This is a genomic window from Gilliamella mensalis, from assembly GCF_900103085.1.
Lineage (GTDB): Bacteria > Pseudomonadota > Gammaproteobacteria > Enterobacterales > Orbaceae > Gilliamella > Gilliamella mensalis.
Genome location: NZ_FMWR01000012.1, coordinates 23,010 through 36,612, shown reverse-complemented (window position 1 = coordinate 36,612; position 13,603 = coordinate 23,010). Strand labels below are relative to the sequence as shown.

Here is a 13,603-nt window from a genome sequence, read left to right as displayed (position 1 = left end):
TTATTTTTTAGTGTAATGAGATTTTGATATGAAAGATAATTTTTTAGGTGGTTTTCTGGTTTTTCTAGGCGCATGCAGTTTTGGTGTGCTATCTTCAATTGTAAAAACAGCTTATAAAGCGGGCTATACATTAGGAGAAGTTACAGGTATCCAGTGTTTTTTAGGTATGCTAATGTTGTGGAGTATTCATTTTATTGTTAAAGCTATACACAAACCCAAAGTATCTGCATCAACTAACACGCAATTAGCAACATCGACAACTCAAAGTCCTGAATCAACAAAGAAATGGAAAGTTTGCGTCGTTGGTCTCTTTCCTGGATTAGTAGGTATTTGTTATTATCAATGCGTTCAGTTAGTACCTGCATCAATTGCGATCATTTTATTAATGCAATATTTGTGGATTAGCATCATTATCGATTTTGTTATTTTTAAAAATAAACCTACGATTATTCAACTTGCAACAGTAATTGTAATTATATTGGGTAGTAGCTTGGCTGCTGGCATGTTTAACCAAGATATTACTTTAAATTTAAAAGGTTGTTTTTTTGGTTTTTTAGCTGCACTAATGTATTCGCTCTTTATTAGTACTAGCAGCAATATTGGTAATGAATTACCTAAACTTGAAAAAAGCGCATTGATGATTACTGGTGCATGTTTTATTACATTTTTAATTTTTCCACCTTTGTTTTTCTTCAAACTTGATATTAACGATAAACTGTATCAATTAGGATTTTTATTAGCATTACTTGGAACGGTATTGCCACCTTTTTTATTTTCAATTGGAATTCCTAAAATTGGTATTTCATTAAGTGCGATTCTTTCAGCTGCTGAATTACCTGTTGCTGTGACATGTTCGTTTTTTTATTTGCATGAAGCAGTCTATTTTACCCAATGGATTGGGGTGATTATCATATTACTCGCAATTGCTTTATCTAACTTAAAACATATCAAAAAAACTGCTTAATTGTAGATTATTGGGTAGGAGCAATCCCCTCCTACCTTTTTCTTTATTTTATTTTTGATAATTTCAGTTCAAAAGTAATTGAGGCTCACATTCACTCTATTTAAGTCAATCAAACTGACATTTACAAACAAATTTGGAATTTGTTCTGCTTAATTTTAAATATTCTTGAGTTATGTTCACATCGTTGAATCAATCTAATGCCCTAGAAGTTCATTATTAATTACTTACAAAATACTTAACAAAAAATGCTAATAACTTAGCGTATTTATTATTTAGCAAAAAGTGATATAAAGTATCCTTTTTATCTTAGTTGATAATAATCATTATCGAATTTTATTGGCTAAAATTGCAAAAGGAATAAAGTAATGATAATAAAGGTGTTGAAAATTAAATCTATCATCGCTATATCTATGGTCGTCTGATAAATATAGCTAACCTTATTAAGGTTTACTTAAAATTCAAATAATTCGATAATTCGCACTATTTTTAATAGCTTGAATAGTGTAAATAGCTTTAATAGTCAAATATATTAAAAATTATTATGGTACACTCATCAATCTTACTGCGCATTTATCAGTAAGATTTTAGGAAAAATTTTTACAAAAAAAATTAAATCTAGCAATATTATTGAACTTTCCAAAATTAAATGTGTCTTATAGAAATATAGCTACTGTGAAATAGTATTAGTTCACTATTTAAAATAGTTGGTTATTCGCTTATTGAGATGTTTTTCTAGTATTAAGTAAAACGTCTTGCTGTATTGATAACATCCCGTATTAGCCTTTAGACAAGACTTATAAGTAAATAAGACTATTTACAATCTAACTATTTTTCTGAAAGTAGCCGTTTCTAATGGTATTTTATGTTTTAAGCTTGTGTGCTTTGAAATTTAAATTAATTTGAATATCTAATGAAAATATCATTAACCATTTGAATTTTTGTTTATTTTTATATTTAAGCATTATGTTAACCTGAAACATTTTACATAAAAAAGTAATATTCGTTTTCTTCATTGGAGGCCTTATTACCTTTTTATCTTAATTAAAAAGGAAATTACAGAATGAAGACATATAAAAAACCTTTATTTACCTTAGTACATAGTAACGATTCAATACCTGAGCACAGAACACTTGCTTATTTAGATCCAACATTAAATTATTATACTGATCATATTGATGAGATTATCGCTTTGCGTGTTAAGGAACTTAAATTACACCATTCTGAATATAGAGAGTATCATGATATGCACAAGGGCAATAATAAAGGCGGGTTTTCTTTTATCTTTCATGAGATATTTGAGTCAGAACACCATAAAAAACAAATTGGCATGTTAAAAGACGACATCGCCATTGCCAAAGAGTCAAATAAAGTAAAGGAATTAATAAATACTCGGATAAAAGAAATCGCTAATGTTTATCCTGAATTACAATTTAATTTTAATGATATGCAAGTTTTACCGACAAAAGTAAAAGAGTACCTTTTTGCTCCACCTTTAATCTTAACTGAAGATAATGCAATTATGCTTTGGGATGATTAAAAAAGATGTTTTTAACAATAATTAATAAAAGCCATAATTTACAGGGGTCATCCCTGTAAATTATTTTTAGTTTAAGTCATTTCTTCTTATAGTAATGGTTAATTAATGATAAGTTTACTTAACGATTAACTATTAAAAGCACTTTCACCATGGCTGTTTATATCTAGACCTTCTCGTTCATGTTCTTCCGAAACACGCAAGCCAACACATATATCAGCAATTTTATAAGCTATATAAGCCACCACAGCAGTCCAAATCACGCAAGTAACAACGCTCATCAATTGTATTCCTACTTGAGTTGCCATTGTGATACCTTCCCCATAGCCAACACCTCCTAATGATTCTGCTGCAAATATACCAGTTAATATACAGCCCACAATACCACATACGCCATGTACGCCAAATACATCACAGGTATCATCAACTTTTAGAATTCTTTTGAGTGTTGATACGCCCCAAACACCAGCCAAACCACAAATAAACCCAATTAACATAGCTCCACCTACACCAACAAGCCCAGCAGCTGGTGTTACACCAACTAATCCCGCTATGACACCTGATGCAGAACCAAGGCATGATGGCTTGCCTCGTAAAAACCATTCAGCTAATGTCCATGCTAAAACTGCAGCTGCAGTTGCAGCAACTGTATTAATGAAAGCTAAACCTGCGATCTCATCAGCATGTGTTGATGAGCCTGCGTTAAAACCAAACCAACCAATATAAAGAATTGCTGCGCCAAGATAAACATAAGGCAAGTTAAATGGTTTTAGTGGTTCACGATTATAACCAATACGATTTTTAATTAAATAAGCGCCGACTATTCCAGCAATCGCAGCGTTAATATGCACAACTGTCCCCCCCGCAAAATCGAGCGCGCCTTCATCACCTAAAATTCCGCCACCCCACACCATGTGTGCCATGGGAATATACGAAAATGTAAACCATAACACCATAAAGATTAATACAGCAGAAAAGCGCATCCGTTCGGCAAAGGCACCAGGAATTAAACAACAGGTAATACAAGCAAATGATCCTTGGAATGCCACCCAAATGAGTTCATAAATCGATTCTGAAACATCGGTAATCCCAATACCCGTTAATAAAAAGTTGTTAAAATTGCCATAAAACCAGTTACCTTCACCAAAAGCAAGTGAATAGCCATAAGCAATCCATAACACAGCAATAAGCGAAAAGGTTACCAGCACTTGTGTTAACATCGATAACACGTTTTTAGCACGCAATAAACCACCATAAAATAAAGCAATACCAGGTACAGACATAAAGAGCACTAAAGCAGTGCAGATCATCATAAATGCATTATCTGCTTTATCAACTATGGTGATCTGACTTGCAAAGGCTGGATATGAAAACAAAGCAACTAAAGGCAAAATAATTTTTTTCAACATAGTTATATCCTTTACAATAAATCAAAGCGCTGAGTCATCGGTTTCACCTGTACGTATGCGCACGACATGCTCAAGTGAGGTAACAAAAATTTTGCCATCGCCAATTTTGCCCGTATGTGCTGCTTTAGCCACGGTACTAATGACCTCGTCAAGTTGATCATCACTAATGGCTAAATCAATTTTAACTTTAGGTAGAAAATTGACATTATATTCGGCACCACGGTACAGTTCAGCATGACCTTTTTGTCGTCCAAAACCTTTGACCTCCGTGACAGTTAATCCAGTAACACCTATATCGGATAAGGCCTCTCGAACTTCTTCTAATTTGAAAGGCTTTATAACTACAGTGACTAATTTCATCCTTCGCTCCTAATAAATATGAGATACAAGGTAAACATTGCAAAGAGTGTGCCAAGAAATGATAACTCGAATTAAAGCTAGTTATTCAAGATGAATTTATGAGAAAAGATAAAAGGTAGCCGTTATAAAATTTAAGTTCAGTCGTTTAGTTTGACAGATGAAAGAGCAAAATAATGACGGATTGCTTTGATATATTGTTATTTAGTCGCGCACTAATTTGGTGCCAATGCGTAATATTAGTGCCTAACCATTGTAATCAGTTAATATGCGTTAGAATGTCACCATTAACTTGCGATACTCGTCATAAGCAAAGTGATCTGTCATGCCGCTAATATAATCTTGTAGTAAGCGACATCGGTAATAAAATTCCATGCAAGCAAAATTTGCTTCATCTGATGACTTCAGTTTGCTAACTGCGTGCTCATAAGCAACGCAATGTTTTGAAGATAATTTATGATATAAGCGCGTTTCAATAAGATAGTCCTTGTGATATTTGTCCTCAACCAATTTTAAAAAATCATCGGTAGGCATATCAAGCAGTGGGCTATAAATATCGAGCAATCCGCTAATAATTCGGTATCCTTGAAGTTCGATATTTTCGACCGACTCATGATTAAACACATGTTTAAAGCCAACTGTCTTAAAAATATTAAGTAATTTATATTCTGCGCCATTATCTTCAAGTAAGGCATGATTAAACGAGCCACAGTAAATGGCTTCAATATTTTCAATAACGCGCTCAGCTGCATGTGGTACCAATCTAGCTATCGTATTAACACGCAGATACATAAAAAACTGATCGATACCAATTGCATCAAATTCATTCTGTGTTAGGTTTTCATAAGGGCGTTTAACCACTGTGTCAAACAAATCACCTTTTTTAATTGGACCCCATGCTTCTGCTAGATAAGTGTAAAGCTGTTTTACTGTTAGAATTTTCTTTTCAACAGCATCTTCCAGATCAGCAATACAGTATGAGATATCGTCAGCTGCTTCCATAATATAGGTTAATGGATAACGATGAAACGGTTTAATATCAAGCTGTTTAGACAGTTCTTTTACAAATAGCTCTTCTGATAAATAATAGCCCGGTTTTTTCATTAAGTAAGAAAATTCAGCGGGCACCTGACTGGACCAATAAGCTGGTTTAGAATATTTAAGAATCGAGGCAATTTGTGAATAAGTTAAATTTAGACGTAAGATGGTATGAACTAAACGAATTGCTTGCGCGTTACCTTCAAAATTTGATAGATCTTGGCGAATTTTGGTTTTAATTTCTTTTATTTTGTCATCATCGTTATCATGGATTTCTAGCGCTGGATAATCTGTTGATTTACCAAGACCTAAGCGCTGTGTAAACCATTTATTGATAGCGGCCTCACCAAAATGACCAAATGGAGGATTACCAATATCGTGCATTAAACAAGCCATTTCAACTAAACTTTCTATCGCCATGACATAATTATCAAGCCCATATTTTTTTAATTTCCCAGCTTTAACTAGGCGATAGATGATTTCTTTGACAATGTATCGCCCGACTTGTTGTACTTCCATAGAGTGAGTAAGCCGCGTTCTAACCACTGAATTACGTTCTAATGGAAAAACTTGCGTTTTTTGTTGTAGACGACGGATGGCGGCTGAGTTTATGATGCGCCCACGATCACTTTCAAAACAACGTACTATGGAGTACTCATCAGACAGTGGTTCACGCTGTTTGCTAGCGTAACGCTTATAATTTATTTTTTTGCCAAAATCGATCATGCCATATCCTTAATTTAATCGCCTTAATTGGTTTAACTAACTAAATTACTGTAATTTTTGTTTTGCCCATGCAACACTTTTTTGATAATAATTAGGCAATAACGGTAATAGTTCATCTAATGCTTTCAATAATCTGTTAGATTGGTTATGTGTTATGTTTAAATGCCCAACTTTACGTCCTATGCGGACTTCTTTTTCATACCAATGTAAGTGCACTAAATCAATGGCTAACCAATTGAAATTCAAATCTGTACCAATTAAATTAACCATAACTGAGGTAGTAAATACATCAGGCTTAGGTAGTGGCAGTCCCAATATTGCGCGAAGGTGTAGTTCAAATTGGCTTATAGAGGCACCATTTTGTGTCCAATGACCGCTATTATGTACTCGAGGTGCAAGCTCGTTGATCAGTAACTCGTCACCAACAATAAAGCACTCCATTGCCATTACGCCAATATAATTCAATTTATGCATAATAGCAGACAGCATCTGTTCCGCGCGTGTTTGCAATATTGGGGCTTCGCTTGGCTTAGCAACACTTATTTTTAAGATACCATCTTGGTGTAAGTTATTGGTAAGCGGATAAAATACCATTTCACCTTTTGTATTACGGGCTCCGACTAATGACATCTCTTTTTCAAATGGAATGGCCTGTTCAACAATTGCGTTCTGGTAAATATCATCCGGTACAATTATTGGATCGTTCATTGCTATACGCCATTGTCCTTTTCCGTCATATCCGCCAGTTCTACGTTTAACAATTAATAGATTACCAAGTTCACTAAATAGCTTTGACCAATCTTGAGATTGATTTAGCACAAACCATTTAGCTGTAGGTAAACCAAGCTCATCCAACAGCTGTTTTTGCGTTAAACGGTCAGCAATAACCGGAAAAACATCTCGATTAATAAAATGAGGATGCTTAGCTAAAATTTGTGTAAAGGGGGTATCTGACCATCGTTCAATTTCAGCTGTTATTACCGACTGTTGATATGGAATGTCTTTCGGATGAACATCGAGTCCAACTGGGTAGACTTTTATACCTAATGGTTCGCCAGCTTGCTTAAGCATTCGTCCTAATTGTCCGTTACCAAGTACACAAACGGATTTAAGTTTCATATTATGCATTCACTCTTGGATCAGGATGATTTAATACATCATCAGTTTGAGTTAGTCGCCATGTTGATAAGCGTTGATAAACCGTTTTATCATGTAAAGCGAGGATCTGTGCAGCAAGCAATGCTGCATTAGCTGCGCCTGATTTACCTATTGCTAAACAGCCAACTGGAATCCCTTTCGGCATTTGTACAATAGAATAGAGGCTATCTACCCCACTTAGTGCAGCACTTTGTACAGGAACACCTAACACAGGAACGAGTGTTTTAGCCGCTAACATGCCAGGTAAATGAGCCGCACCACCGGCACCAGCGATGATCACATTAAAACCTTTTTGCTTAGCATCTTCAGCAAAGCGAAATAACTTATCCGGTGTACGGTGAGCTGAAATGATTTCAACATGGTAGGAAATAGTCAATGCATCAAGGACATCTGCAGCGTGTTGCATGGTAGCCCAATCACTTTTAGACCCCATTACAATGGCAATTTTAGGTTGAGTATGCATAACAAATATTTGAATAATTAAAATGGGATGTATGTAAAGTATACACTAAAATTTAGGGGATTGGGATAGTAAGGTTTTTATCTCTTGGCAATAAAAACACTTAATGTTGTTAGCTATTAGAATAAAGTAAATAATCAAGGTTATACCGCCGACTAGTACCGGCGGTAATGTAAAAGTTAAGCTTTTACTGCAACCATAATTGTAATTTCGACCTGATACTTCTTGTTAGGTGAGCCATTAAGACACTTTAATAAAATCAGCACGCAATTTTTTTATTTCATCCCGAAGTACACCCGCTTTTTCAAATTCAAGATTTTTAGCCGCTTCATACATCATTGCTTCAAGCTCTTTCACTTTTTCCTGTACATCTTTAACAGATACATACTGATACGGTTTACCTGGTTCAAACGCTTGTACTTTAGCTGTTGATTTCTTGGTACTTAAACCAGCTTCTAATACATCTTTAATTTCTTTGCGTACTGATTTCGGCGTGATGCCATGTGCTGCATTAAAGTCTTCTTGTTTTTGACGACGGCGAGCAGTTTCGTCAATTGTTTTTTGCATAGCAGGGGTAATTCTATCAGCATATAATATCGCTTTACCATTCACGTTTCGAGCGGCCCGCCCTACGGTTTGAATTAGGGAACTTTCAGAACGCAAAAAACCTTCGCGATCAGCATCTAATATTGCTATTAGAGAAACTTCAGGTATATCTAAACCTTCTCGTAGTAAGTTAATCCCTACAAGCACATCGACTTTTCCTAAACGTAAATCTCGAATAATTTCCATTCGTTCGACCGTGTTGATATCTGAATGCAAATATTTGACTTTAACATCATGTTCTGACAAATAATCAGTTAAATTTTCTGCCATACGTTTAGTGAGTGTGGTCACCAATACACGCTCGTCACTATTCATGCGAATTTTGATTTCAGATAACAGATCATCAACCTGTGTAGCTACCGGCCGAATTTCAATAATAGGATCTAATAGTCCGGTAGGTCTAACCACTTGTTCAATAATTTCGTTACCTGATTTCTCAATTTCGTATTTGGCAGGTGTTGCTGACACATAAATGGTTTGTGGCATAATTTTTTCAAATTCTGAAAACTTTAAAGGTCTATTATCTAACGCTGATGGTAAACGAAAACCGTATTCAACCAGATTAAGTTTACGTGAACGGTCACCGTTATACATTGCCCCAAGTTGTGGAATAGCTACATGCGATTCATCAATAAATAATAATCCGTCTGGCGGTAAGTAATCAAATAACGTTGCTGGCGGATCGCCTGGATTACGCTGAGCCAAAAAGCGCGAGTAGTTTTCGATCCCTGAGCAATAACCCAGTTCGGTCATCATTTCAATATCAAAAAGTGTTCGCTGAGTTAAACGTTGTTCTTCTAGTAGGCGATTATTATCTAACAATACTTTTTGACGTTCTTTAAGCTCTTGTTTAATTTGCGCAATGGCATTTTCCATAATGTTTCTTGGCGTTACATAGTGCGTTTTTGGATAGATTGTGATCCGCGATACTTCATTTACGCTATTACCTGTAAGTGGATCGAACATGACGATACGATCGACTTCATCATCAAATAACTCTACACGCACAGCAAGTTCATCTGAATCAGCAGGAAAGATGTCTATTACATCCCCCCGAACACGAAATGTACCACGGCTAAAGTTTATTTCATTACGCGTGTATTGCAATTCGGCCAAGCGCGTTAAGATTGAACGCTGATCAGTTATAGTGCCTTTTGTTAAATGCAATATCATCGACATATAGGTTTCTGGTGCGCCTAAACCATAAATGGCCGATACCGAAGCTACAATTACCACATCGCGCCGTTCTAGTAGCGATTTAGTGGCTGAAAGACGCATCTGTTCTATATGCTCATTAATTGAGGCATCTTTTTCAATAAATGTATCGGTTGAAGGTACATAAGATTCGGGCTGATAGTAATCATAATAAGATACGAAATATTCAACCGCATTTTCAGGGAAAAAAGCCTTCATTTCGCCATATAACTGAGCGGCTAATGTTTTATTAGGCGCTAAAATAATTGTCGGTCGATTATGCTTAGCAATGACATTTGCCATGGTAAAGGTTTTACCTGATCCTGTTACACCCAATAACGTTTGATGAGCAATCCCATCTTCAAGATTTTGATTAATTTTTTTTATTGCTTCAGGTTGATCACCCGCAGGCTTAAATTCGGAACATAATTTAAATTTTTTCATTACATCTCAACCTAATATTTTACCTATTAATAAAAATTATCCCCAAAAGGACTTGACCTTTAGAAATCTTCTATTTTTCGTTCAGTTGCCTTTCTAAATTATAAAAAAGACAGTTAATTTACGGCTTGATTTATAGTAACATATTGATATAAAACAAAAATTAATTTAATGATTAAGTTGCAATCAAATCAAGAAAAATCCAGATATAGACTGAGGTTAGCACTTTTTTCAATAAACTACTCACAGAGTTATCCACAGGTAACGGGGATAACTTCATAAGTATAGCCTTTATAAACTTTTTTCAATTATCAAGATAAATTTTCAAAAAAAAATTCCTTTTGTTTCGACGTTTATTTCTATTGTTAATTCAACATTTAATAGATTTAACTAATCATTTAACTTAACTCTTCAACTTGATATTGATAGCTACCATCACAGTTGCGGACAAATATTAATCGATGAGTGATGCATTTTGGTGCGTCTTCTGCATGATGAGATACAAATAGCAACTGCGTATGCCCTTCTCTAATTAAACGATCTATCCAACATTTTACTAATTCTCGATTAAGATGATCGAGTCCTTGCAAGGGCTCATCTAAAATAAGCAACGTTGGATGTTTGACCAAAGCTCTGGCAATCAACACTAATCGTTGTTGTCCCCAAGAGAGTGATTGAAAAGGTTTATCCGCTTGCGCTTGCAAACCTAATAACTGTAGCCATTCATCTGCCAATTTAGCTTGTCTATCACTGGTAGTTTGATAGATACCAATCGAATCAAAATAGCCAGACAATAGCACTGTTTTAACACTAGAACTAACGCGGTAATCCAAATGTAAACTACTACTGACATAACCAATATGGCGTTTAATATCCCAAATCGTTTCACCCGAACCACGTTTATGACCAAATAAAGTAAGCTCATTGCTATACCCTTGTGGGTGATCACCAGTGATTAAACTTAATAATGTTGATTTCCCAGCACCATTAGGTCCAATAATGTGCCAATTTTGTTTGGCTTTGACTTGCCATGTTAATCCATTAATTATTGCTTTATCATCATAATAAACATAGCCATTATTTAATGTGACTCGATCTAATTGATCCACTAATTGCGTGGGTGATTCGTCTGCTTCTGGTAATGGCTTATTAAGAATATTTTCTAAATTTGCTAATTGCTTAATTGTTGCATCGTTTAATATTGTGTTCTTTGTATCAATTTTCAATAGTTGGCAATCAGCTAATATACCAATATTTTCGATAAAATCAGGAATTTCATTAAATCGATTTAAAACAAGGACCATAGTGATACCCTGCTTAGCAAGGTCCGCAAGTATTTTTGCTAAATTTGCACGAGATGCCACATCTAAACCATCAAAAGGCTCATCTAATATCAGAAAATCAGGATGCTGCATCAAAACTCGGCAGATTAAGGCTTTACGTGTTTCACCGGTTGACAGATATTTGAAGCGTTTGGTTAATAGGTGTTTAATTCCAAGCTGTGTTGCTAATTGTTGACAAAGCACTTGATTAAAATTATTTTCTTGAATGATTTGCTCAGTGGTTAATCCAGTATCATTTTCACCTTCGCTTAGCAGGTCTGTATTATTACGCTTCCATTCATCATCAATCAGTTTTTGTAACTGTTCAAACGATATATGAGCTATGGATTTAAATTGATTAATAACGTTGCCAGATAATAATGTTTGCTCACCAGCCAACGCTTTAACTAGTATAGATTTACCACTACCATTACGCCCCACAAAAGCGACATGCCCCCCTTGCTTGATTACCAACGATTCAATGATAAAACCTTGGTAATCACTAATTTTAAACTGTGCGTTTTTTATTTGTAGCATGATAACCTCATATTGCTAAACTAATGTTGCAACAATAATATGTTGTGGATTAATACATAACTTAGTTTGTTTACCTACAGTTAGAGTGGCTTGTTCAACTTCTTTGGCTAATTTGCTAGCATAAAGTACGATGCCAGAAGATAATGAAAAAGCAATTTCACTCCATTTACCATCTGTTGTGATCTTTTCAACGGTAACCGACAAGAGATTTTCATTCGCATTCTCTTTTGTATTTACCCATTCAATCAGAGGGGTTTTAATTAGCAACAAGACTGTTTTATCAGTACTCAACTTTAACCGTTCAATACTTGGCTGAGTTATGTACGCTGTTAACTCAGTTTGGTTATCACTGAGCAGTACAGTAATAAAACCAGCAACATCACTTGTGTGAATTTGCTTAACTGTGCCATATAACTGATTTCGAGCACTAGTTTGCAATGACAATCTTGCAGTGGTTTTCAAAATATCATCTAATGGGACTTTGTCATCACTCAGTATGTTAAATGCATTTTGTTGCAACTGAGTTAATAGATCATAAAGTTGAATGAACCTAACAGCATAAGCACTGAGCTTTGTGCCTCCACCATTTTTGCCACCAATTACGGTAATTAAAAAAGGATTAGGTGCTAATTTGTTAATTTCATTGATAGCATCCCACGCTGTTTTATAACTAACGCCAATTTGCTTGGCAGCCTGACTTAATGATCCGGTTTGTTCAATTGCTTTTAACAGCGCAATACGCCGTGGATCAGTAAATAACTGTTGTTGAATATTCAATGTCAATAAAATTTCAGGAGACAACATAATTTAACACCATGCAGGACCAACCAATTGGGAGGAGATAAGAGTGTTTATTGTAGACGCTTTTTAGCATTACATCAAAATATGCAACAAATCTTATTGATTACTCCGTGTCATCAGTTTAATTGTACTTTATAAATAAATTTTGCTAATATCGATATGTTTTTTTTTACATAGCGATTGTTAGGCAATTTATCAAATTAATGGAAATATCCCATTTATAGCCAAATATCTACAAAAACATGAATCATCAAAACTAACTTACTAGTATTGTGAGAAAAAATGAAAAAATTGATTGGAATAGTTGGAGCTTTAGTAATGATAACGATGGCTTTTTCAGCAACAGCAACTAAAAAATTGACTGTTTTTGCCGCCTCGTCATTAACTAATGTAATGCAAGATATTGCGACGGTCTATAAAGCTCAACATCAAGATGCTGACATTGTATTTTCATTTGCTTCATCATCAGTATTAGCAAAACAAATTGAACAAGGTGCCCCTGCCGATATCTTTATGTCAGCTGATCAAAAATGGATGACTTACCTTATTGAGCATAATATAGCGAAAAATAAACAAGACCTATTAAAAAATGCATTAGTTCTTATTGCCCCAAAAAGTTCATCATTAGATAACGTCTTAATTAATACCAATACCAATTGGCAAGCGATTTTACCTAAAGACGAAAGAATCGCTATTGGTGATCCAGATCACGTTCCCGTGGGGCTTTATGCAAAACAATCTCTCATTAATTTAGGCGTATTTGACAAATTATCACCACAATTTGCCCCTGCTAGCAATGTGCGGGATGCTTTGATGTTAGTTGAGCGTAACGAAGCCATCCTTGGCATTGTCTACAGCACCGATGCCAAAATAAGCGATAAAGTGAAAATTGTAGGGACTTTCCCTGCAGATACATTTAGGTCTATTGAATACCCAATCACGTTATTAAACTTAAAAGCAAATGATTTTTATCAATATTTAAACTCACCACAAGCTAAAACCATTTTTGAGAAATATGGATTTATAACTAAGTAACTTAACAAGTGAGTGATCTGA

Annotated in this window: 11 protein-coding genes; 3 read left to right on the top strand and 8 right to left on the bottom strand. The window is 35.0% G+C overall.

Annotated elements, in window-relative coordinates; genetic code table 11:
• The first annotated feature begins 28 nt into the window (after positions 1-28).
• A complete protein-coding gene (locus tag BQ5209_RS06650; RefSeq protein ID WP_085247762.1) occupies positions 29-964 on the top strand; it encodes an EamA family transporter in 936 nt (311 codons plus the stop codon).
• A 1,060-nt stretch (positions 965-2,024) separates the two neighbouring features.
• Positions 2,025-2,501 carry a hypothetical protein gene (locus BQ5209_RS06645; protein ID WP_085247761.1) on the top strand — a complete coding sequence of 159 codons (477 nt, stop codon included), beginning with the start codon at positions 2,025-2,027 and terminating at the stop codon, positions 2,499-2,501.
• 125 nt (positions 2,502-2,626) lie between these two features.
• Here the strand turns inward: BQ5209_RS06645 and amtB are convergent, their stop codons facing one another.
• The 8 genes from amtB to BQ5209_RS06605 form a co-directional block, all read right to left on the bottom strand.
• The gene (gene amtB / locus BQ5209_RS06640) at positions 2,627-3,907 is read right to left on the bottom strand and encodes an ammonium transporter AmtB (protein ID WP_085247760.1); all 1,281 of its coding nucleotides are present in this window, start codon (positions 3,905-3,907) and stop codon (positions 2,627-2,629) included.
• Positions 3,908-3,928: 21 nt separating this feature from the next.
• The gene (gene glnK / locus BQ5209_RS06635) at positions 3,929-4,267 is read right to left on the bottom strand and encodes a P-II family nitrogen regulator (RefSeq protein WP_085247759.1); all 339 of its coding nucleotides are present in this window, start codon (positions 4,265-4,267) and stop codon (positions 3,929-3,931) included.
• 270 nt (positions 4,268-4,537) lie between these two features.
• Positions 4,538-6,028, bottom strand: a complete 1,491-nt coding sequence (gene dgt / locus BQ5209_RS06630; RefSeq protein WP_085247758.1) for a dGTPase — start codon at positions 6,026-6,028, stop codon at positions 4,538-4,540.
• Positions 6,029-6,073: 45 nt separating this feature from the next.
• On the bottom strand, positions 6,074-7,147 hold the full coding sequence (gene purK / locus BQ5209_RS06625) for a 5-(carboxyamino)imidazole ribonucleotide synthase (RefSeq protein WP_085247836.1): 1,074 nt from the start codon (positions 7,145-7,147) through the stop codon (positions 6,074-6,076).
• A 1-nt stretch (position 7,148) separates the two neighbouring features.
• Positions 7,149-7,649 carry a 5-(carboxyamino)imidazole ribonucleotide mutase gene (gene purE, locus BQ5209_RS06620; RefSeq protein WP_085247757.1) on the bottom strand — a complete coding sequence of 167 codons (501 nt, stop codon included), beginning with the start codon at positions 7,647-7,649 and terminating at the stop codon, positions 7,149-7,151.
• Between the two features lie 237 nt (positions 7,650-7,886).
• Complete coding sequence (gene uvrB / locus BQ5209_RS06615) at positions 7,887-9,890, bottom strand: excinuclease ABC subunit UvrB (protein ID WP_085247756.1); 2,004 nt, start codon at positions 9,888-9,890, stop codon at positions 7,887-7,889.
• A gap of 395 nt (positions 9,891-10,285) precedes the next feature.
• The gene (gene modF, locus BQ5209_RS06610; RefSeq protein WP_085247755.1) at positions 10,286-11,746 is read right to left on the bottom strand and encodes a molybdate ABC transporter ATP-binding protein ModF; all 1,461 of its coding nucleotides are present in this window, start codon (positions 11,744-11,746) and stop codon (positions 10,286-10,288) included.
• 15 nt (positions 11,747-11,761) lie between these two features.
• Complete coding sequence (locus BQ5209_RS06605; RefSeq protein ID WP_085247754.1) at positions 11,762-12,550, bottom strand: TOBE domain-containing protein; 789 nt, start codon at positions 12,548-12,550, stop codon at positions 11,762-11,764.
• Positions 12,551-12,829: 279 nt separating this feature from the next.
• Here BQ5209_RS06605 and modA point away from each other — a divergent pair, with 279 nt between their 5' ends.
• Positions 12,830-13,582, top strand: coding sequence for a molybdate ABC transporter substrate-binding protein (gene modA, locus BQ5209_RS06600; protein ID WP_085247753.1), 753 nt, complete (start codon positions 12,830-12,832; stop codon positions 13,580-13,582).
• The last annotated feature ends 21 nt before the right edge of the window (positions 13,583-13,603 follow it).

Coding starts and splice junctions, on each gene's coding strand:
- BQ5209_RS06650 (WP_085247762.1), top strand. CDS start 29: ATGAAAGATAATTTTTTAGGTGGTTTTCTGGTTTTTCTAGGCGCATGC.
- BQ5209_RS06645 (WP_085247761.1), top strand. CDS start 2,025: ATGAAGACATATAAAAAACCTTTATTTACCTTAGTACATAGTAACGAT.
- amtB (WP_085247760.1), bottom strand. CDS start 3,907: ATGTTGAAAAAAATTATTTTGCCTTTAGTTGCTTTGTTTTCATATCCA.
- glnK (WP_085247759.1), bottom strand. CDS start 4,267: ATGAAATTAGTCACTGTAGTTATAAAGCCTTTCAAATTAGAAGAAGTT.
- dgt (WP_085247758.1), bottom strand. CDS start 6,028: ATGATCGATTTTGGCAAAAAAATAAATTATAAGCGTTACGCTAGCAAA.
- purK (WP_085247836.1), bottom strand. CDS start 7,147: ATGAAACTTAAATCCGTTTGTGTACTTGGTAACGGACAATTAGGACGA.
- purE (WP_085247757.1), bottom strand. CDS start 7,649: ATGCATACTCAACCTAAAATTGCCATTGTAATGGGGTCTAAAAGTGAT.
- uvrB (WP_085247756.1), bottom strand. CDS start 9,890: ATGAAAAAATTTAAATTATGTTCCGAATTTAAGCCTGCGGGTGATCAA.
- modF (WP_085247755.1), bottom strand. CDS start 11,746: ATGCTACAAATAAAAAACGCACAGTTTAAAATTAGTGATTACCAAGGT.
- BQ5209_RS06605 (WP_085247754.1), bottom strand. CDS start 12,550: ATGTTGTCTCCTGAAATTTTATTGACATTGAATATTCAACAACAGTTA.
- modA (WP_085247753.1), top strand. CDS start 12,830: ATGAAAAAATTGATTGGAATAGTTGGAGCTTTAGTAATGATAACGATG.